The sequence below is a fragment of the Peribacillus sp. NPDC097895 genome, from assembly GCF_050277555.1.
GTDB lineage: Bacteria > Bacillota > Bacilli > Bacillales > DSM-1321 > Peribacillus.
Genome location: NZ_JBNNSH010000003.1, coordinates 397,147 through 416,530, shown reverse-complemented (window position 1 = coordinate 416,530; position 19,384 = coordinate 397,147). Strand labels below are relative to the sequence as shown.

The 19,384-nt window shown below is 41.4% G+C and carries 20 protein-coding genes; 19 read left to right on the top strand and 1 reads right to left on the bottom strand.

What is annotated here, in order from left to right:
* Positions 1-80 precede the first annotated feature (80 nt).
* Positions 81-1,688, top strand: a complete 1,608-nt coding sequence (locus ACQKMH_RS18265; protein WP_427588867.1) for a CTP synthase — start codon at positions 81-83, stop codon at positions 1,686-1,688.
* Between the two features lie 42 nt (positions 1,689-1,730).
* On the opposite strand, the gene ACQKMH_RS18260 is transcribed toward ACQKMH_RS18265, so the two are convergent.
* Entirely contained in the window at positions 1,731-2,261 is a 531-nt protein-coding gene (locus tag ACQKMH_RS18260; RefSeq protein ID WP_427588866.1) for a DUF2529 domain-containing protein, read from the bottom strand.
* Between the two features lie 314 nt (positions 2,262-2,575).
* Between ACQKMH_RS18260 and ACQKMH_RS18255 the strand changes: the two genes are divergently transcribed.
* From ACQKMH_RS18255 to ACQKMH_RS18170, 18 genes are all read left to right on the top strand, one after another.
* The gene (locus ACQKMH_RS18255) at positions 2,576-2,947 is read left to right on the top strand and encodes a response regulator (protein ID WP_427588865.1); all 372 of its coding nucleotides are present in this window, start codon (positions 2,576-2,578) and stop codon (positions 2,945-2,947) included.
* A 243-nt stretch (positions 2,948-3,190) separates the two neighbouring features.
* Positions 3,191-4,048: a class II fructose-bisphosphate aldolase gene (locus ACQKMH_RS18250; RefSeq protein WP_427588864.1), complete on the top strand. Its 858-nt coding sequence runs from the start codon at positions 3,191-3,193 to the stop codon at positions 4,046-4,048.
* A 185-nt stretch (positions 4,049-4,233) separates the two neighbouring features.
* Positions 4,234-4,884, top strand: a complete 651-nt coding sequence (gene fsa / locus ACQKMH_RS18245; RefSeq protein ID WP_230159198.1) for a fructose-6-phosphate aldolase — start codon at positions 4,234-4,236, stop codon at positions 4,882-4,884.
* Between the two features lie 210 nt (positions 4,885-5,094).
* Complete coding sequence (locus tag ACQKMH_RS18240) at positions 5,095-6,378, top strand: UDP-N-acetylglucosamine 1-carboxyvinyltransferase (RefSeq protein WP_427588863.1); 1,284 nt, start codon at positions 5,095-5,097, stop codon at positions 6,376-6,378.
* Positions 6,379-6,477: 99 nt separating this feature from the next.
* On the top strand, positions 6,478-7,440 hold the full coding sequence (gene glpX / locus ACQKMH_RS18235; RefSeq protein WP_230159200.1) for a class II fructose-bisphosphatase: 963 nt from the start codon (positions 6,478-6,480) through the stop codon (positions 7,438-7,440).
* Between the two features lie 327 nt (positions 7,441-7,767).
* Positions 7,768-9,057 (top strand): transcription termination factor Rho, encoded by a 1,290-nt coding sequence (rho, locus tag ACQKMH_RS18230; protein WP_427588862.1) that lies wholly within the window; start codon positions 7,768-7,770, stop codon positions 9,055-9,057.
* A 149-nt stretch (positions 9,058-9,206) separates the two neighbouring features.
* The gene (gene rpmE, locus ACQKMH_RS18225) at positions 9,207-9,407 is read left to right on the top strand and encodes a 50S ribosomal protein L31 (protein WP_034315847.1); all 201 of its coding nucleotides are present in this window, start codon (positions 9,207-9,209) and stop codon (positions 9,405-9,407) included.
* 135 nt (positions 9,408-9,542) lie between these two features.
* Positions 9,543-10,148, top strand: a complete 606-nt coding sequence (locus ACQKMH_RS18220; RefSeq protein WP_230159201.1) for a thymidine kinase — start codon at positions 9,543-9,545, stop codon at positions 10,146-10,148.
* Between the two features lie 272 nt (positions 10,149-10,420).
* Positions 10,421-10,876, top strand: coding sequence for a hypothetical protein (locus tag ACQKMH_RS18215; protein ID WP_427588861.1), 456 nt, complete (start codon positions 10,421-10,423; stop codon positions 10,874-10,876).
* A gap of 162 nt (positions 10,877-11,038) precedes the next feature.
* Positions 11,039-12,109: a peptide chain release factor 1 gene (prfA, locus tag ACQKMH_RS18210; protein WP_427588860.1), complete on the top strand. Its 1,071-nt coding sequence runs from the start codon at positions 11,039-11,041 to the stop codon at positions 12,107-12,109.
* Entirely contained in the window at positions 12,102-12,971 is an 870-nt protein-coding gene (gene prmC / locus ACQKMH_RS18205; RefSeq protein WP_427588859.1) for a peptide chain release factor N(5)-glutamine methyltransferase, read from the top strand. The genes prfA and prmC overlap by 8 nt, the downstream gene beginning before the upstream one ends.
* 305 nt (positions 12,972-13,276) lie before the next feature.
* Positions 13,277-14,224, top strand: a complete 948-nt coding sequence (gene spoIIR / locus ACQKMH_RS18200; RefSeq protein WP_427588858.1) for a stage II sporulation protein R — start codon at positions 13,277-13,279, stop codon at positions 14,222-14,224.
* 282 nt (positions 14,225-14,506) lie between these two features.
* Positions 14,507-15,556 (top strand): L-threonylcarbamoyladenylate synthase, encoded by a 1,050-nt coding sequence (locus ACQKMH_RS18195; protein ID WP_427588857.1) that lies wholly within the window; start codon positions 14,507-14,509, stop codon positions 15,554-15,556.
* A 75-nt stretch (positions 15,557-15,631) separates the two neighbouring features.
* On the top strand, positions 15,632-16,198 hold the full coding sequence (locus ACQKMH_RS18190; protein ID WP_427588856.1) for a manganese efflux pump MntP family protein: 567 nt from the start codon (positions 15,632-15,634) through the stop codon (positions 16,196-16,198).
* A 135-nt stretch (positions 16,199-16,333) separates the two neighbouring features.
* Complete coding sequence (locus ACQKMH_RS18185) at positions 16,334-16,777, top strand: low molecular weight protein arginine phosphatase (RefSeq protein ID WP_427588855.1); 444 nt, start codon at positions 16,334-16,336, stop codon at positions 16,775-16,777.
* Between the two features lie 22 nt (positions 16,778-16,799).
* On the top strand, positions 16,800-18,089 hold the full coding sequence (locus tag ACQKMH_RS18180; protein WP_427588854.1) for a methyl-accepting chemotaxis protein: 1,290 nt from the start codon (positions 16,800-16,802) through the stop codon (positions 18,087-18,089).
* Between the two features lie 128 nt (positions 18,090-18,217).
* A complete protein-coding gene (rpiB, locus tag ACQKMH_RS18175) occupies positions 18,218-18,664 on the top strand; it encodes a ribose 5-phosphate isomerase B (RefSeq protein ID WP_427588853.1) in 447 nt (148 codons plus the stop codon).
* A gap of 82 nt (positions 18,665-18,746) precedes the next feature.
* Entirely contained in the window at positions 18,747-19,340 is a 594-nt protein-coding gene (locus tag ACQKMH_RS18170) for a TIGR01440 family protein (RefSeq protein ID WP_427588852.1), read from the top strand.
* Positions 19,341-19,384: the final 44 nt, after the last annotated feature.

The following is a 19,384-nucleotide window of genomic DNA, read 5'->3' as shown; positions in this document are numbered from 1 at the left end:
CTTGTATGGCGGCAATCTGATGCAAGTTCGATTACATGGAGAACAGCATTGGAAAAAAACATTCTATAGGAGGATATGAGATGACAAAATATATTTTTGTGACAGGTGGAGTAGTTTCTTCCTTAGGAAAAGGGATAACTGCCGCTTCTTTAGGTAGACTTTTAAAAAATAGGGGATTGAATGTTACGATTCAGAAGTTTGACCCTTATATCAACTTGGATCCTGGTACGATGAGTCCATATCAACATGGTGAAGTGTTTGTGACGGATGATGGCGCCGAAACGGATTTGGATCTAGGACACTATGAGCGTTTTATTGATATCAACCTTGGTAAACACAGCAATGTGACGACAGGTAAAATTTATTCAACTGTCCTGAGAAAAGAACGACGTGGCGATTATTTAGGCGGAACAGTTCAAGTCATTCCCCATATAACGAATGAAATTAAAGAACGGGTTTTCCGTTCAGGTAATGAAACGAATGCGGATATAGTCATAACTGAAATTGGCGGTACTGTAGGGGATATCGAGTCTCTTCCATTCCTTGAAGCGATTCGCCAAATTAAAAGTGATATCGGAATCAATAATGTGATGTATATCCACTGTACACTTGTTCCTTACATCAAAGCTGCTGGTGAAATGAAAACAAAACCGACACAGCATAGTGTAAAAGAATTACGCAGTCTGGGCATTCAGCCGAATATCATCGTTGCGCGTACAGAAAGCCCAATTTCACAAGATATGAAAGATAAAATCGCTTTATTCTGCGATATCGATAAAAATTCAGTTATTGAATGTCTTGATGCGGACACGCTTTACTCCATCCCTCTTGCGCTTCAAGCACAAAATATGGACCAAATCGTTTGTGATCACCTGAAATTGGACTGTGGCGAAGCAGATATGGAAGATTGGAAGGAACTTGTCAAAAAGGTCACTTCTTTATCAAAGAAAACGAAAATCGCTCTTGTCGGAAAATATGTTGAATTGCAAGATGCTTATCTTTCTGTAGTGGAAGCACTTAAGCATGCAGGCTACGCATTTGATGCAGATGTTGAAATCGAATGGGTGAATTCTGAAGATGTAACAAAAGAAAATGTTCAAGAGCTTCTACAAGATTCAGATGGAATCCTTGTTCCTGGTGGATTTGGAGACCGTGGAATCGAAGGGAAAATTATAGCTACCGAATATGCCCGCACGACAAAAACACCATTCTTCGGAATCTGTTTAGGTATGCAGTTGGCATCGATTGAATATGCACGTAACGTATTAGGATTGCCGGAAGCACACTCAGCTGAAATTAAAGAGGATACTCCAGATCCAATCATCGATCTTCTTCCTGAGCAAAAGGATGTAGAAGATTTGGGTGGTACACTGCGTCTTGGTCTATATCCATGTAAGCTTATCGAAGGAACTAAAGCATACGAAGCATATAATGACGAGGTTGTTTATGAACGTCACCGTCATCGTTATGAATTCAATAACCATTACCGTCAGGCCATGGAAGAGGCAGGATTCATCTTCTCCGGTACAAGCCCAGATGGTCGTCTAGTTGAAATCGTTGAATTGAAAGATCATCCTTGGTTTGTGGCTTCTCAATTCCATCCGGAATTCACGTCACGTCCAAACCGTCCACAGCCACTATTCCGTGACTTCGTCGGTATGTCTTTAAAGCGCAGCGAAAAACTTTAATATAAAAAAACAGCCTTTGTGGCTGTTTTTTTTGTTTACGAATTATTCTTCATCTTTATATTCTTGTATAATTTCTTCAAGAGTGAATTTAATTCCATAATAAGCGAAAAGAGCAGCAATGAGGGTTGGGTATCCATATCGATTACCGGTTTCATCGGGAATCAATCCTCGTTGGATTCGTAAATCGATATGAACGTCAGCCAACTCTGAAAGAGAATCTTCTTTAGGAGGAACGGATGTAGATACCGCAACAAATGGTATATCTTTTTCCTTTAGCTGTTGTGCCAGCTTCAATGCTTCAAAATCATCGGAATGGCGGCTGAATATAAGAAAACGATCTTCTTTGGAAATGGTTTGGCCTTCTTTATACCTTTTTACGCTTGGAAAGGGTTCTGCCCCGTCCACAGCCTCGGCAGTGACACCTTGCATTTCACCAAAACCATGAATGAAAATGGAGCCATCCCCAACCGCGGCCTGGGCGAGCAGGCGTCCGGCATCCTCCATTTCAAAGGTTTCATTTTCAATCATTTTTTTAAATAAACCGCTTATCTGTGTCGAGAAAATTTTTAACATGATCAGGGACTCCTTTAAAAAATAGTACCTTTATTATAAAGGACTTTCCCTTGCATTGACAGGTTTCGGGACTTTTGATCCTTAGGACTGAATTTACTAAATCGATCGAAAAAACAAAAAAATTAAAAATCCTTTTAGCTATATAGCAGGAATTTTGTTACAATTAGCGAATATGAACAAAGAAATCATGAATGAGAATAAATGCATTGGACCTCACAATTTGACGCAATCTATGTAACTACCCTTTTTCGGGTAATATGTCGATTAGGCTGATACATTTAATTTTATAAATCTGAAAGAGGAGAGGTGATAAAATGTCAGGGAAAATATTAATAGTTGATGATCAATTTGGGATACGTATTTTATTGAACGAGGTTTTACATAAAGAAGGGTACGAAACATTTCAAGCCGCAAATGGCATTCAAGCCCTGGAAGTGCTAAATAATCATTCACCTGATCTTGTATTACTGGATATGAAGATTCCAGGAATGGATGGCATAGAGATCCTGAAAAGGATGAAAGTGGTCGAACCGGATATCCGGGTCATAATCATGACCGCATATGGTGAACTGGATATGATTCAAGAAGCAAAAGATTTAGGGGCAATGACCCATTTTGCAAAGCCGTTTGATATTGATGATATCAGAAAAGCCGTTCGTGAATATTTACCTATTCAGTCCAGTTAATGATCTGAAATTTAATATGATGGACTGAAGAATTGCCGCGGCTATCTTTCTAAGATGGGCCGTGTTTTTTTGGAATAAAATTTGAGACGCGATATAGTGTATTTGTTGCTGTTTTTTTGATGTATTGATATGCTAAAAGAGGAGAGATATTCTGTTTAATAAGCGTATGCTACTTTTGTTTTAGGGAATATCTAGAAAGAATTAACTTTAAAATAAAAACACCCACTAGTAGGAGGAAATCAAATGCCTTTAGTTTCAATGAAAGATATGCTGAATAAAGCTCTTGATGAAAAATATGCAGTAGGTCAATTCAATATCAACAACCTGGAATGGACCCAAGCTATTCTAGCTGCTGCTGAAGAAGAAAAATCTCCAGTCATCCTTGGTGTTTCCGAAGGGGCTGCCCGGCATATGGGTGGATTCAAAACAACTGTCATGATGGTTCAAGGATTGTTGGAAGATATGAAAATTACAGTACCTGTGGCCATTCACCTTGACCATGGTTCAAGTTTTGATAAATGTAAAGAAGCCATCGAGGCTGGATTCACTTCAGTAATGATCGATGCATCACATCATCCGATTGAAGAAAACATCGAAACAACTAAGAAGGTTGTTGAATTCGCTCACGCACGAAATGTTTCCGTTGAAGCAGAAGTGGGCACAGTTGGTGGACAAGAAGATGATGTAATCGCTGATGGAGTCGTATATGCGGATCCTCAAGAATGTGAACAATTAGTTAAGGAAACGAATGTTGATTGTTTTGCTCCAGCATTGGGATCCGTTCACGGGCCATATAAAGGTGAGCCTGACCTTGGATATAAAGAAATGGAAGAAGTACGGGATTTAACACAAAAACCTTTAGTTCTTCATGGCGGTACAGGCATTCCTACGAAAGATATCCAAAAAGCCATTTCACTTGGTACATCAAAAATCAATGTGAATACGGAAAACCAAATCGTTTTCACAAAAGCTGTCCGTGAGATTCTAAATAACGATTCAGAAGTATACGATCCGCGTAAATACATGGTTCCTGGCCGTGAAGCGATCAAGGAAACTGTCATCGGCAAAATTCGTGAATTTGGTTCAAACGGTAAAGCGTAATTTCAAATGCAACCAGGGCTTACATCCCTTGGATGCATTAAGACAAAGGTAATAACTCCATTGGGGGGCATCCCCCCTAATGGTTACTTTTGAATGCAGGGCGGAATAGGAGCTCTATTTTTTGAACAATTAGATTTCAATGATATTGAGAATGAAAAAAATCGATTACATACGGAGGATAATTTATGAAATTCTTTATAGATACAGCAAACATGGAAGAAATCGAACAAGCGCACCAACTTGGCGTTTTAGCAGGAGTTACGACTAACCCGTCTCTTGTTGCAAGAGAAAAGGGAGTTTCTTTCCATGACCGCCTTAAAGAAATCACAAACCTTGTTAAGGAATCCGTTTCTGCAGAAGTCATCGCTCTTGATTTTGAAGGAATGATGGCTGAAGCGAAAGAACTCGTTGCAATTGCACCAAATATCACGATTAAAGTACCAATGACTCCAGACGGTTTGAAGGCTGTTGCAGCTTTAACAAAACAGGGTGTCAAAACAAATGTAACCCTTATTTTCAGTGCCAACCAAGCATTATTGGCTGCTAGGGCTGGAGCAACTTATGTATCGCCATTTTTAGGACGCTTGGATGATATCGGGCAAAATGGTTTGGATTTAATCTCGGATATTGCTGATATCTTTGCAATCCATGATATCAATGCCGAAATCATTGCAGCTTCTATCCGCCATCCGATGCACATTACGGAAGCAGCACTTAAAGGGGCGCATATTGCAACGATCCCTTATAAAGTTTTAATGCAATTATTCCACCACCCATTAACGGACAAAGGAATTGAAGCTTTCTTGAAGGATTGGAATTCACGTACAGAAGCATAATGCCTTGCCGCTAAGTCGCTATAGATTGCACCGGTAAAATAAAAATTAACATAAATTAGAAATTTTTATCTTTTTTTTACATGAATTTTCTACTTTTGTGTAAACTAAAGAACTAGATAGTAAATGTTGTCGGATTATGCAATTTTCTTGTGGTAAAATATTACTTTTGGAAAGTAGCTTCTAAGTGCTTAGCGTGGAAGGGAGTATATTATGGAAAAACTTAAAATTGCCGGTGGCTATCCTTTAAAAGGAAGCATTCGTGTCAGCGGTGCAAAAAATAGTGCGGTCGCCCTTATCCCTGCAACAATTTTAGCGGACTCTCCTGTAACGATTGAAGGCCTGCCTGATATATCGGATGTACAGATGCTGAAAGAGTTAATGGAGGAAATTGGCGGCGAGGTTTCCTTTGATGATGGTGAAATGACAGTGAATCCCAGCAAGATGATTTCAATGCCTCTTCCTAATGGACGAGTGAAGAAGTTACGTGCCTCTTATTATTTAATGGGGGCCATGCTTGGTAAATTCAAGAAGGCAGTGATTGGCTTGCCTGGGGGCTGCCATTTAGGACCTCGCCCAATAGATCAGCATATAAAAGGGTTTGAAGCACTTGGCGCACAGGTGACGAATGAACAAGGAGCCATTTACCTTAGGGCGGACGAGCTACGGGGCGCACGCATTTATTTGGATGTCGTTAGTGTCGGGGCAACGATTAATATTATGCTTGCCGCCGTTTTGGCTAAAGGCCGCACCGTGATCGAAAATGCTGCGAAAGAACCGGAGATCATTGATGTTGCCACTTTGTTGACTAATATGGGTGCGAAAATCAAGGGTGCTGGAACAGATATCATTCGTATTGATGGTGTGGAAAGTTTGCACGGGTGTAAACATACAATCATACCAGATCGAATTGAAGCAGGGACGTTCATGATTTTAGCCGCTGCAGTCGGTGAAGGAATCTTGATTGATAATGTCATCCCCCAGCATTTGGAGTCATTGACTGCTAAATTGAGGGAAATGGGTATAAATATTGAAGCCGGTGATGATCAGATATATGTCTCACCTGGAGAAAAATATAAATCCGTTGATATTAAGACATTGGTTTACCCTGGCTTTCCGACAGATCTTCAGCAGCCTTTCACATCTCTTTTAACAAAAGCAAGTGGTTCGAGCATGGTGACAGATACGATTTACGGGGCACGATTTAAGCATATTGATGAGCTGCGACGCATGAATGCTAAGATCAAGGTCGAGGGCAGAGCGGGCATCGTTGATGGTCCTGTCCAACTTCATGGAGCAAAAGTGAAGGCGAGCGATTTACGTGCCGGAGCTGCTTTAGTCATTGCTGGCTTAATGGCCGAAGGGATTACTGAAGTGACCGGTCTTGAACATATAGATCGTGGATATAGCCATCTAGTTGAGAAACTTTCAGGTTTGGGAGCAACGATTTGGCGTGAAGAAATGACACAAGAAGAGGTGGAGCAGCTGAAAAGCTGATCCCTTTTCTTGTTACCTCATTGTGTTACTATATATGATATAATGTGTTATACTAATATATAAATAAATCATGCTATTGTACATGAGGGGGAACCGGAAATGGAAAGAAGTTTATCGATGGAGCTTGTTCGCGTAACAGAGGCGGCGGCACTGAATTCTGCTCGTTGGATGGGAAGAGGAAAGAAAGACGAAGCAGATGATGCAGCAACCTCTGCAATGCGGGATGTTTTCAATACAATTCCTATGCAAGGAACAGTTGTAATCGGTGAAGGGGAAATGGATGAAGCGCCAATGCTTTATATTGGCGAAAAACTTGGTACTGGTCTTGGGCCACTAGTGGATGTTGCGGTGGATCCATTAGAAGGAACGAATATCGTTGCATCAGGCGGCTGGAATGCTTTGGCTGTCTTGGCTATAGCCGATAAAGGGAATTTGCTTCATGCACCGGATATGTATATGGATAAAATAGCCGTTGGTCCTGAGGCTGTAGGTCAGATTGATATCAATGCTTCTGTATTGGACAACCTGAAAGCGGTAGCTAAGGCAAAAAATAAAGATATCCAAGACGTAGTTGCGACTGTATTGAACCGCGATCGTCATTCGAAAATCATTCATGAACTTCGTGAAGCAGGGGCACGTATTAAGTTGATTAACGATGGAGATGTAGCTGGAGCCATCAATACGGCTTTCGATCTTACTGGTGTTGACATCTTATTCGGTTCAGGCGGAGCTCCAGAGGGTGTCATTGCAGCTGTTGCTTTAAAATGCCTCGGTGGAGAAATCCAAGGTAAGCTTCTTCCTCAAAGTGATGAGGAAGTGGAACGCTGTGGAAAAATGGGCCTAGATTTAGGAAGAGTTCTAAGAATGGAAGACCTCGTTCGCGGAGATGACGCAATTTTTGCTGCAACAGGTGTGACGGATGGGGAACTTTTACGTGGCGTTCAATTTAAAGGGCATTACGGCGAAACACAATCCGTGGTCATGCGTGCCAAATCAGGAACAGTTCGCTTCATTGATGGGCGTCATAGTCTAAAAATTAAACCGAATGGTTTGATAGACTGAGATCGTTTTTCAGAAAAATCACCGAGAGAAAGCGAGCGGTTCCATCGCTCGCTTTCTCTTTTAAAAAATTTAAGTTGAATAATTAAAATAAAAAAAGTAAAATAAAGCTTGGTCTACTATTAATTGATTGATATATATAAAATCTGCCCTTTCACTCCAAACTTCAAGAAGCCTTCAAATAATTTTCTTCTTTACATGTAAAAATGTATCATCCTTTCTAAGAAAACTCTGGTCGGGTACATGGATTGCGGTTTTTCTTCCATCTAACAAACCATTTCTTTTTCAGTATGGGTGAAAACGTTTAATTAATAAAAGTGTGGTGTCATAATGAATTTAACTATTTCTAATTTAGAAAACATGAAACTAAAGGATCTCTATGAGCACGCGCGTGAATATAAAGTTTCCTATTACAGCAAACTTTCAAAAAAGGAACTTATTTTCGCTATCCTAAAGGCACAAGCTGAGCAGGATGGTCTCCTATTCATGCAGGGCGTTTTAGAGATTATCCCTTCTGAGGGCTTCGGTTTCTTGCGTCCAATTAATTATTCTCCAAGCTCGGAGGATATTTATATTTCTGCTTCACAAATCCGCAGATTCGATTTGCGAAATGGAGATAAAGTGTCCGGTAAAGTAAGACCTCCGAAAGAAAACGAGCGCTATTATGGGTTGCTGCATGTTGAAGCCGTTAATGGCGATAATCCGGAGTCAGCTAAAGAGCGTGTTCATTTTCCAGGCTTAACACCACTGTATCCAAACAGGCAAATTAAACTGGAAACTACACCGAAGAACATATCAACAAGAATTATGGATGTTCTGGCACCGGTTGGTTTTGGACAGCGGGGATTAATTGTCGCACCGCCAAAAGCTGGTAAAACAATGCTTATCAAAGAAATTGCCAATGCCATTACAACGAACCACCCTGAATCGGAATTGATTGTGCTATTGATCGATGAACGTCCGGAAGAAGTGACGGACATTGAACGTTCAGTTGCTGGTGATGTCGTAAGTTCAACGTTCGATGAAGTGCCGGAAAACCATATCAAGGTGGCAGAACTAGTGTTAGAACGTGCGATGCGCCTAGTGGAGCATAAACGGGATGTCATTATTTTAATGGACAGCATAACCCGTCTTGCCCGTGCATACAACCTTGTCATTCCGCCGAGCGGGCGTACACTATCCGGAGGGATTGACCCTGCTGCATTCCACCGTCCAAAACGCTTTTTCGGTGCTGCAAGGAATATCGAAGAAGGCGGTAGCCTGACGATTCTTGCGACAGCTTTGGTAGATACGGGATCAAGGATGGACGATGTCATTTATGAGGAATTTAAAGGTACTGGTAATATGGAACTTCATTTAGATCGTGCCCTTGCCGAAAGACGTATCTTCCCGGCGATCGACATTCGCCGCTCAGGCACCCGTAAAGAGGAATTGTTAATTCCGAAAGATCGCCTGGATAAACTATGGGCCATTCGGAAAACGATGTCAGATTCACCTGATTTCTCAGAGAAATTCCTTCGCCGTCTAAAACAGACAAAAGGTAATGAAGAATTTTTCAGTAAGTTGGATGAAGAGATGTCAGAAATGAAAAAGGGGCCAACGAGCGTAAAACGTTCTTAAACCCTGTAAGAAACAAACAGTTGCACAACTAGTCTTAAGTTGTTATAATGAGTTCATGTGTTTTTACAATAAATGTGAGGGTGTTTTTCCCTCAACTTGAAGTATATAACTCTGTTTCGAATGATTCAGGGCATAAGGAGCTGAAAAGAATGAAAACTGGAATTCATCCAAATTATAAGCTTTCAAAAGTAATTTGCTCTTGCGGAAACACTTTTGAAACTGGTTCAGTTAAAGAAGAGATCAAAGTTGAGACTTGTTCAGAGTGCCATCCATTCTATACTGGTCGTCAAAAATTCGCTGAAGCTGGCGGACGTGTTGATCGTTTCAACAAAAAATACGGTATTAAATAAGCCGGACTTTAAAAACAGGCAAGTATTTTTCTTGCCTGTTTTTTCTTTTTCATAAACAAGTAAGAATTTATATAAAGCCGGGTCGACTTCAATTATGGCCAAGGGATCGACAGGTGGAAGGGAGTAGCTGTTTCCATGTATGTAATGAAACAAACAGGCTGGATCGAGCTTATTTGCGGAAGCATGTTTTCAGGTAAATCTGAGGAATTGATTAAACGAGTCAGCCGTGCTCAATTTGCTAAAGAGCAAATAGCTGTATTTAAACCAGCTATAGATAATCGCTATGCGGAAGAGGCTGTCGTATCACACAATGGCTCTTCTGTGATGGCAAAACCGATTGCCCATTCAACGGATATTTTTAAGTGTTTGGACAAGCCCCTAGATATCATTGCAATAGATGAAGTTCAATTTTTTGATCATGAAATTATCGGGGTTGCCCAGCATCTTGCGGACAGCGGTTATCGAGTGATTATGGCTGGACTCGATCAAGATTTCAGAGGTGAACCATTCGGTCCTATGCCTGTTCTATTATCGCTAGCAGAATCAGTGACTAAGCTACAGGCTGTGTGTGAAGTGTGCGGATCACCTGCGAGCAGGACACAGCGATTGATTGATGGGGCGCCGGCCTCCTATGATGAGCCGATCATTCTTGTGGGTGCATCGGAATCATACGAGCCACGTTGCCGCCATCATCACGAAGTTCCAGGTAAGCAGGCGGCTGGGATTAAAGAACATATTTGAATGATGATGCCCTATGATCCAAGAGATCATAGGGCATTTTTGAATTTAAGGGAAGTGGATAAAAAAATGGTGTTACTCTACTTCGCTATTCTTCTGATGCGAAGATAAAAAGTTAGTGTATAAGAACTATGTGAAAAACTTGGTAATAAGTATGGCAGATAGTGTGGTGGGACCAATACATGGAAAGGAAATAAAAGATTAAATATTGCCTCATGTTGGGAAGGCTAACTTAGGAAATGTTCTTCTTAAAAATTCAAAATGGAGGGAAAAATATGAAATCCATACTGCTTTTTATGACGGCTTTTCTTCTTGCTGCACTAACAGCATGCGGTCAAAACGACAATGCAATAAATAATGATTCGGAATATGGGGATCAAACCCGGGATGGCAAAGATTTTGTTGGCAAAGGTTTAAAGCGAGTGTCCAATGATGATTGGGACAATGAAGCGGAACGGCCATCGGATCAAGTTCTCAACACTCCGCATCATACATCCAATACTTCTACATCCATGGGGCAGGAAATAGAGAAAATCCGAGAAATCATTAAGTCGGAAACGAATTATGAGACAGGCACCGTTATGTTTAATGGCAATACCATACATGTTACGGTCCATGATAAAGGTGAAATCAAGACGGAGGAAGAAAGAAACAAGGAAAAGAAGCGATTGAAGGACCTGATAACCAGGGGCGTGCCCAACTACAATATAGATGTTGATTTAAAGAAATGACCATAACCTTGAATCCTCTTTGACGTTGATTATTCACCTATACTATAATTAACCTAGAAGTGAACTGTGCTGGGGCACTGAACTACTTATTTATAGTAAAAAAAGATGGATTACTTCCCGTTCATTATGTAGATGAATTGGAAAATTTATGAGGTGAATAATTTGTTTGATCGATTGCAAGCAGTAGAAGATAGATATGAAAGATTGAATGAACTATTGAGTGACCCGGAAATCATTAATGATTCGAAGAAGCTAAGGGAATATTCGAAGGAGCAATCCAGCATTCAAGAAACCGCATCGACTTATAAAGAATATAAAGCGGTTCGTGAGCAACTCCAGGAAGCTAAGGCAATGCTGGAGGATAAACTTGATGCGGATATGCGTGAAATGGTTAAAGATGAGATCAACGAACTTGAAGAGACGATACAAGGTCTTGAAGATAAGCTGAAGATATTGCTCATTCCAAAAGATCCTAACGATGATAAAAACGTAATTATGGAGATCCGCGGAGCTGCAGGCGGAGATGAGGCGGCATTATTTGCTGGTAGCCTATATCGCATGTATAGCCGTTTTGCCGAGGTTCAGGGTTGGCGGACTGAAGTCATTGAGGCCAGCCCTACTGGTCTTGGAGGCTACAAGGAAATCATATTCATGATTAACGGCAATGGCGCCTATTCTAAGTTGAAATTCGAAAATGGAGCCCATCGAGTTCAGCGAGTACCTGAAACTGAATCAGGCGGACGGATTCATACATCTACAGCAACTGTTGCCGTTTTGCCTGAAGCAGAGGAAGTGGAAGTGGAAATCCATGATAAGGATGTGCGGGTCGATACCTTTGCATCAAGTGGTCCGGGAGGGCAAAGTGTCAATACGACAATGTCAGCCGTGCGATTGACGCATATTCCGACAAATACCGTTGTATCTTGTCAAGATGAAAAATCACAAATCAAGAACAAAGAAAAAGCAATGAAAGTATTGCGTGCCAGGGTGTATGATAAAATCCATCGCGAAGTGCAGGCGGAATATGATCAGAACAGGAAGCTTGCCGTTGGAACGGGTGATCGATCTGAACGGATACGCACGTATAACTTCCCGCAAAACCGTGTTACCGATCACCGTATTGGTTTAACGATTCAAAAGCTGGATCAAATCATGGAAGGTAAACTGGATGAAGTCGTGGATGCTTTAATCATGGAAGACCAATCTTCAAGGTTGGAAAATGCGGATGAATGATTCTGCATTGAAAGTATTTGAGGCCCTTAAATGGGCTTCTTCTTTTTTAAAGGAAAACGATCGGGATTCCAATGCGGGGGAAATACTGTTACAGCATTTTTTAAAACAAACTCGTTCCCAGCTTCTAGCGAACATGCATGAAGAGCTCAGTAAAGCGGATTTTGGACAATTTAAGGCAGCTGTTGAGTTGCATGCTCATGGAACACCCGTCCAATATATAATAGGAAGTGAAGAGTTTTATGGACGGACCTTCTTTGTGAATGAAGAAGTGCTGATACCGAGACCTGAAACAGAAGAATTGATTTATTATACTCTGCGTAAGCTCCCGACAATTTTTAAGGAGGGACAGGCGCTTAGTTTAGCGGATATTGGGACAGGCAGTGGCGCTATCGCCATTACGATGAAGCTTGAGGAAACAAACTTGTTGGTGACGGCCACGGATATAGCAGAGCCTTCAATTGAAGTGGCGAGGAAAAATGCTGAATCACTTGGTGCCGACGTGCGGTTTATGCAAGGTGATATGCTTTTGCCATTCATTAAGTTAAGCCAAAAGGTAGACATCCTTTTATCGAATCCACCATATATACCAAATGATGATCAAAAATCCATGTCTGTAGTCGTAACGGATCATGAGCCACATCGCGCCTTATTCGCTGGTATCGATGGTCTGGACTTTTACCGCCGCTTTATGGAACAATTACCGCTAATCATGAAGGTGCCAGGACTGATTGGTTTTGAAGTGGGTACTGGTCAGGGTCAGGCGGTTGCCGATTTACTGAAGCGGACATTTCCTGGGGCAGAAGTTTCCATTGAAAATGACATTAACGAAAAAGATCGAATGGTCTTTGCTGTATTAAAATGAGGGTTCTATCTACATTTTAAAAACAAATTGGTTGGAACGGCTGTGCGAGACTACTGCGTGAATACGCGTCCAAGGAAGACACCAAAGACGCAAAGGCGCTGAGGAGGCTCCTGGAGCGGAAAGCGAGTGCCCTGTGTTCCAAGCAATGTTCTGGATCCGTCTCTACTATGAGACGGTTTTTTTATGGACACCAACCTCATAATCCAATTAGTAATCTATATTTCCAGCTATCAACTTTTTTTATTTTTACTAGTTTAAGATAGCTGCAAAATGGTGAGACTAATTCATGTGAGGGGGCGAAGGCGATGAAAACTAAACATTTAGCCATTATTTATCTATTAATCTTAACAATAGGAACGATTGTGAGTATATATATGCCTAAAGCCGAAACGGCAGGCGCTGAAGAAACGATGGTGATCCCGGATGAAGCAATCCGTCTGCGGATACTTGCTAATAGTGATACAGAAGAGGATCAGGCGGTTAAGCGGTTGATCAGGGATAAAGTAAATCAAGATATAACGAAGTGGGTTGCGGAGCTTACATCTTTGGAAGATGCGAGGGATGTGATTACCTCACATATACCTGATATTCAAGCGACGGCGGAAGCAGTCGTAAAGGAAAATGGTTTGGAACAGTCAGTAAAAGTAGATTTTGGACAAGCGGAATTTCCAACGAAACTTTACGGGCAATATTTATATCCTGCAGGGGAGTATGAAGCTGTGATTATCACTCTTGGTGAAGGGGAAGGGGCCAATTGGTGGTGTGTGTTATTCCCCCCATTATGTTTCTTGGACTTTTCAAATGGGACGGCTGTAAGTCAAAGCCCGATTGTCGAAGATGAAGATAAAGATAAAGATAAAGGATCCGTAACTACGAATGGAAAGGCGTATGCTGCAACGAATGAAGAGAAAGAAACTGTTCCGGAGGAAGAAGTTAAAGAAGAAGTCATAGGTGAAAATGTAAAAGGGTCAGAGGAAAAAGTTATTGAGGAAAGTGTAAAAGAGGAAGCGCCTGAGGAAGTACAAGAAGAAACGGTAAAAGATGAGGTTATAGAGCCAAAGGTAAAAGAGGAAGTGACAGAGGTAGAAGCGAAGGAAGAAGTAACAAAGGAAATCATTGATGGGAATGTTGAAGAAAACAAAGATAAACTTGCGGATTCAAGTAGGCAAGGTCAACAATTATATGAAGGGGATAAGGAGCCTGAGGTGGAAGTGAAGTCCTTGTTTGCGGAAATTTTCAATGAAATTTTTTAAAGTGAGGGCAGTTGCCCTCATTTTTTACTATTAAATAAAACATATCCACAGGGTTATTAACAAAATATCAAAAAAGTCTGTCATTAATCATTAATATCCACAAACTTATCCACCGTTTCGATATGTTTATCCACATTTTGTGGATAACACTTGAATTATGTGTATACTTCTTTTATACTTTCAAGGTACTTTTAAGTAAAATTAGTACGTTAAGTTGAAAATATCGTTCATATAAAAGCGATTATATAAAATAAGAAATGTTAAAAGGCGATGGTGTTTAAAATGAAAACGAAAGTTTGGTCAGTGGATAAAAATGTGGATAATTTACAAAGTTATCCCCAGATTACACAATCAGCGGAATTATTAAAGGCTAATCAAGTGGTTGCTTTTCCTACAGAGACCGTTTATGGATTAGGTGCGAATGCCAAAAGTGACGAGGCGGTCAAAAAAGTGTATGAAGCAAAGGGGCGTCCGAGTGATAATCCTTTAATCGTTCATATAGCCTCTGAAGACCAGCTGTTAGATATTGTTGAAGACATTCCAGAGCAGGCACGGAGGCTCATGGCAGAATTTTGGCCGGGTCCCTTGACTTTGATCATGAAACGAAAACCAGGCCAGCTATCAAACCTTGTGACTGCGGGATTGGACACGGTGGCAGTAAGAATGCCAGATCATCAGGTCGCACTCAGTCTTATTCGTACGAGTAATTTGCCCATTGCTGCCCCGAGTGCAAATACTTCAGGGAAACCGAGTCCCACTTCAGCTAAACATGTCGAAGATGATCTGATGGGCCGAATTGCAGGTATAGTCGATGGCGGGACTACAGGTGTAGGTGTAGAATCCACAGTACTTGATTGCACACTGGAAGTTCCTGTTATTTTAAGGCCTGGTGGGGTTACTCTAGAACAACTGGAAGCGGTCATTGGGGAAGTTGGGCAAGATATTGCTTTAAAGAATCAGGAGACGGCTCCAAAAGCTCCGGGCATGAAATATACCCACTATGCTCCGAAAGCCCCTCTTTACTTAGTCAAGGGTAAACGAGCATTCCTTCAAAAGCTTGTGGATGAAAAAAGAAGTGACGGGTTAAAGGTCGGAATCATAACAGCTCGTGAACATCAACAGGAATATCAAGCGGATTATGTGGTTGTCCCTGGTTCATTAGCGGACATGCAAACAATTGCCACGGGGTTATATGATACTTTACGACAATTTGATGAGTTGGATGTCGATATCATTTTCAGTGAAATGTTTCCTGATTCAGGAATAGGGGCTGCGATCATGAATCGACTTGAGAAGGCTGCAGGTCATCAAATCATCGAGGAACATGTGTAATAAGGACTGATTTATTCTTCTAATTCTTTTCGGACATGCATAACATGTAGTAGGCACGTCCGAGGGAGGATTGGAATGAATACATTTGCTGGAGAAATCATCACCTTATTGATAATGGCATTTGCGTTAGGAATGGATGCCTTTTCAGTCGGCCTTGGAATGGGAATGTTTAAGCTAAGGTTGAGGCAAATTCTTTATATAGGGCTGACAGTAGGCATTTTTCATATGTGGATGCCCTTGCTTGGTATGGGGGCAGGCCGTTTCCTCTCAGAAAAATTCGGGACCTTTGCTACATACGCTGGAGGTCTATTGCTTATCATTCTTGGCATACAGATGTTTATCCCAGGTAAAAAGGGTGAAGTTGGTAGCAGGGAAAATAAGATGCTGGCACCTGTTGGGAAGGGTCTATTCATTTTTGCTTTAGGCGTAAGCTTGGATAGCTTTTCGGTGGGATTGACCCTTGGAATTTACGGTGCGAGGATGATTTTGACGATTCTGTGTTTTGGGTTGGCCGCCACTCTTTTAACGTGGGCAGGGCTTTTGCTTGGAAGAAAAATGCAGGGATTGCTTGGGGTTTATAGTGAGATACTCGGAGGAAGCATTCTGTGTGCATTTGGTTTGAAATTATTGTTCTCTTTTTAATGTATGTAACTTCATATCTTTCCTTCCTCAACTGTTCCGATTACCGGGGCGGTTTTTATTTTTTTTAATGACAACCTCAATAAAGGGAGAAGATTTGGGGTGATAGCTTATAATGAATAAAAAGGAGGCGTTAAAATGATTCGAGTATTATTTGTATGTACAGGCAACACATGCAGAAGCCCCATGGCAGAAGCGATTTTAAAAAATAAGAATATTGCGGGTGTTGAAGTGAAGTCCGCCGGTGTTTATGCTTCAGCCGGCCAAGATGCTTCAATGCATGCTAAAAATGTTATGGCTGAATATGATATAGTGCATAACCATCATTCAACGCCTTTATCCGAGAAGGAAATGGAGTGGGCTACTCATATTTTCACCATGACGGAAGGGCATAAAGCAGTCATTGCCAGAGCATACCCCAAAATAATTGATAAGACGTTTACTTTAAAAGAATTCATTATTGACGATAAATATGATAGAGACATAATAGACCCGTTTGGTGGTTCTGAAGGCCTTTATCGGGAAACGTTCAGACAACTGCAAGAGTTAATAGAAGAATTAGTTATACGGCTGAAAGAGTAAACAGTCTACAGGGGGAAAAAGAATGGCGGAAAGAACACGTTATAAGTTTGGCTTGCGAAAAAAATTAGTTATCTTCATCACAGTCCTTGCTCTGATCACTTATTCGACCTCGGCATTTTTCATATTCGTGGTCCATCCTATGTTTTTTGAAAAAATGAGTTCGCTAAGTTTTAATGTAGTGACGCTGATGTTAGGTATATTGTGGTCAGGAATTCTTGCATTTTTTGCAGCCAGCCTTATTACTAAACCCCTGCAAAGACTAGAAAAAGTTGTGTTAAGTGCGGCAGAGGGAAGTATAAACGAAGAAGTCGTGTTGTCGAAGACGGATGATGAAATCCGTTCATTAGGCACTGCTTTCAACCATATGCTTTCTAACCTGCGGGAAATGGTTCAAAATATTGAAGATAATTTCCGTGAGACTAACCAAAAGGTCATCCATATCTCTCGAGAATCTTCCAAAGCATCGGAACAGGCTGAAAATATAGCAAGAACCATTGAGGAAATTTCAAAAGGGGCGGATACATCTGCCACTTCTATCATGAATACGGCAGAATCCATTGATGATGTCATCACAATTGCCCAAAAGGTTCAAACTAAAGCGCAAGAATCATTTGGATTGTCCAGCGAAATGGCTAATGAACTCATCCAGAGTAAGGAGGTGGTCAACTCCTTGGTTTATGGCATTAAACAATTGGCTGAAGAAAATCAACAGTCGCTGAAAACGGTCAAGCGTTTAGAGGAAAATGCCAAAAAGGTGGAACAAATCATCGAGCTTGTCGGCAATATTGCAGCTCAGACTAACCTGCTGGCACTGAATGCTTCCATTGAAGCTGCACGGGCAGGTGAACATGGAAAAGGGTTTGCTGTTGTCGCTGAAGAAGTCCGCTTGTTAGCAGATCAAAGTGCTAAGGCTGTTCAAGGCATTTCGAACTTGGTACAAGATATTCAAGTTGAGGTCCAGGCTGTTGTAAAACAAATCAACGATCAGGTCATCTCTGCAAATGAAGAAGCCCAAAAAGGGACCGATACGGATATAGCGATTCGTGGAATGACAAAAACGGTACATAATGTTGTCGCTGCGGTAAAAGATATTACTGAGCTTGTTGACCTTCAAATGGAAAGTGTAGAGGAAACATCAAGGCAGTCCCAAGAAGTGGCTGCGATTGCAGAAGAAACATCTGCTGGAGCGGAAGAAGTAACGGCTACGACGAGCGAGCAAGCAATCGTCATGGAAAACGTCGAAAAATCGGCGATGGAACTTAAAGAGCAAGCGGAAAAATTGAATAGGACCATTACTCGCTTTCACACTTGAGATTTTCGTGCAGGAAACCTGAGCCGGTTTCCTGCTTTTCTATGCACTTAAAAAACGTCGGCCATCCTTTATCTTTTCATAATTTTGTGACACAATAAAATCAAATAAAAAGCAAGAGGAGGATTTTGATGAAAGTTGCGATTGCTTCGGATCATGGTGGTATTCATATCCGTGAAGAAATAAAGAATTTAATGAATGAGTTACAGATTCCATTTGAGGATTTTGGCTGTGAATGCAGTACGTCAGTGGATTATCCGGATTATGCCCTGCCGGTTGCTGAAAAAGTAGCAAATGGTGAGTTTGATCGTGGAATTTTAATCTGTGGTACGGGAATTGGGATGAGCATTGCAGCGAATAAGGTTAAAGGGATACGATGTGCATTGGTTCATGATGTCTATAGTGCGAAATTGACCCGTCAGCATAATGACACCAATATGCTGGCAATGGGAGAACGTGTAATTGGCCCGGGTCTTGCCAGGGAAATTGCACAAACATGGCTGACCTCGGAATTTGAAGGTGGGCGTCACCAAAACAGGATCGGTAAGATAGCCGAGTATGAAGGGAAACACAGCTAAACGTTAAGGTTTTGGAAAAAGAGCTAGAGAGACCTCTCTTTTCTTCCGACAGCAAGTTTTCATATTGAAAGGAGGCGTTTTCATGACAAGTGATGCTACAATTTCAAACGAGCTTGATATATGGGAAAACCAGTTTCGGATACTATTGAATGAGTTTCAAGAAGAGGCAGCTTTAAGAGAGAAACAGCTATTGGTAATCGGCTGCAGTACAAGTGAAGTGATCGGGAAGCGAATTGGAACCGAAGGAACGCTCGATGTTGCGGGGATGATTTTTTCTGTAGTGAAGGATTTTCAAGAAAAAACGGGCGTTTTTGTTGCTTTTCAATGTTGCGAGCATCTAAATAGGGCCCTGGTTTTACAAAGAGAAACGGCGGTTCGAAAAGATTATGAAGAAGTGTCGGTGGTACCGGTCAGAACAGCTGGGGGATCGATGGCAACGTACGCCTATCAACAATGGAAAGATGCTGTGGTCGTTGAGCATATTAAAGCGGAAGCAGGGATAGACATTGGGGACACCTTCATTGGCATGCATCTGAAACATGTGGCCGTTCCTGTTCGATCTACCATTAAAGAAATAGGACATGCACATGTGACCATGGCAAAAACGCGCCCGAAACTGATCGGCGGAGAGCGAGCCGTTTATCGGGACAGCTCCGAAAACAAGAGTTGTACGTAAACTTATAGGTAAGTGAGACAGCATTTCTCGGATGGGGAATGCTG

Excerpts from the sequence above, each read along its gene's own strand:
- ACQKMH_RS18265 (WP_427588867.1), top strand. The coding sequence starts at position 81 with ATGACAAAATATATTTTTGTGACAGGTGGAGTAGTTTCTTCCTTAGGA.
- ACQKMH_RS18260 (WP_427588866.1), bottom strand. The coding sequence starts at position 2,261 with ATGTTAAAAATTTTCTCGACACAGATAAGCGGTTTATTTAAAAAAATG.
- ACQKMH_RS18255 (WP_427588865.1), top strand. The coding sequence starts at position 2,576 with ATGTCAGGGAAAATATTAATAGTTGATGATCAATTTGGGATACGTATT.
- ACQKMH_RS18250 (WP_427588864.1), top strand. The coding sequence starts at position 3,191 with ATGCCTTTAGTTTCAATGAAAGATATGCTGAATAAAGCTCTTGATGAA.
- fsa (WP_230159198.1), top strand. The coding sequence starts at position 4,234 with ATGAAATTCTTTATAGATACAGCAAACATGGAAGAAATCGAACAAGCG.
- ACQKMH_RS18240 (WP_427588863.1), top strand. The coding sequence starts at position 5,095 with ATGGAAAAACTTAAAATTGCCGGTGGCTATCCTTTAAAAGGAAGCATT.
- glpX (WP_230159200.1), top strand. The coding sequence starts at position 6,478 with ATGGAAAGAAGTTTATCGATGGAGCTTGTTCGCGTAACAGAGGCGGCG.
- rho (WP_427588862.1), top strand. The coding sequence starts at position 7,768 with ATGAATTTAACTATTTCTAATTTAGAAAACATGAAACTAAAGGATCTC.
- rpmE (WP_034315847.1), top strand. The coding sequence starts at position 9,207 with ATGAAAACTGGAATTCATCCAAATTATAAGCTTTCAAAAGTAATTTGC.
- ACQKMH_RS18220 (WP_230159201.1), top strand. The coding sequence starts at position 9,543 with ATGTATGTAATGAAACAAACAGGCTGGATCGAGCTTATTTGCGGAAGC.
- ACQKMH_RS18215 (WP_427588861.1), top strand. The coding sequence starts at position 10,421 with ATGAAATCCATACTGCTTTTTATGACGGCTTTTCTTCTTGCTGCACTA.
- prmC (WP_427588859.1), top strand. The coding sequence starts at position 12,102 with ATGAATGATTCTGCATTGAAAGTATTTGAGGCCCTTAAATGGGCTTCT.
- spoIIR (WP_427588858.1), top strand. The coding sequence starts at position 13,277 with ATGAAAACTAAACATTTAGCCATTATTTATCTATTAATCTTAACAATA.
- ACQKMH_RS18195 (WP_427588857.1), top strand. The coding sequence starts at position 14,507 with ATGAAAACGAAAGTTTGGTCAGTGGATAAAAATGTGGATAATTTACAA.
- ACQKMH_RS18190 (WP_427588856.1), top strand. The coding sequence starts at position 15,632 with ATGAATACATTTGCTGGAGAAATCATCACCTTATTGATAATGGCATTT.
- ACQKMH_RS18185 (WP_427588855.1), top strand. The coding sequence starts at position 16,334 with ATGATTCGAGTATTATTTGTATGTACAGGCAACACATGCAGAAGCCCC.
- ACQKMH_RS18180 (WP_427588854.1), top strand. The coding sequence starts at position 16,800 with ATGGCGGAAAGAACACGTTATAAGTTTGGCTTGCGAAAAAAATTAGTT.
- rpiB (WP_427588853.1), top strand. The coding sequence starts at position 18,218 with ATGAAAGTTGCGATTGCTTCGGATCATGGTGGTATTCATATCCGTGAA.
- ACQKMH_RS18170 (WP_427588852.1), top strand. The coding sequence starts at position 18,747 with ATGACAAGTGATGCTACAATTTCAAACGAGCTTGATATATGGGAAAAC.